Raw genomic sequence first — 348 nt, 5'->3', positions numbered from 1 at the left:
CACTCACTTCAGATTTCAGTATCTAAACAAGCTAAGTTACTGAAAGTCTCTCGTGGTTGTTATTATTATCGCCCAAAACCTGTTAGCTCATCAGATCTGAAGCTGATGCGATGTATTGATGAATTACATATGCAATATCCTTTTGCAGGCAGTCGTATGATGCGTGATTTGTTGAATCGTCAAGGGCATCATATAGGACGACGTCATACACGTACTTTAATGAAGAAAATGGGTATTCAGGCGTTATATTGCAAACCAAATTTAAGCCAGGCTAATCAAGCTCACCGTAAATATCCATATCTGCTCAAAGGATTGGCTATTCAGCGCAGTAATCAAGTGTGGTCTACT

The 348-nt window shown here is 39.4% G+C and carries 1 protein-coding gene; it reads left to right on the top strand.

The window, feature by feature from the left end; genetic code table 11:
* Nucleotides 1-348 (top strand): IS3 family transposase (locus R5R67_RS19630; RefSeq protein ID WP_318755225.1); only part of this gene is annotated, 348 nt, incomplete at both ends.

It is taken from the genome of Acinetobacter sp. OYA S30 (assembly GCF_033599315.1).
In the GTDB taxonomy this organism is placed as follows: Bacteria; Pseudomonadota; Gammaproteobacteria; order Pseudomonadales; family Moraxellaceae; genus Acinetobacter; species Acinetobacter baumannii.
Note: the sequence above shows the minus strand (reverse complement) of the source record. Positions and strands in the feature narration are given on the sequence as shown.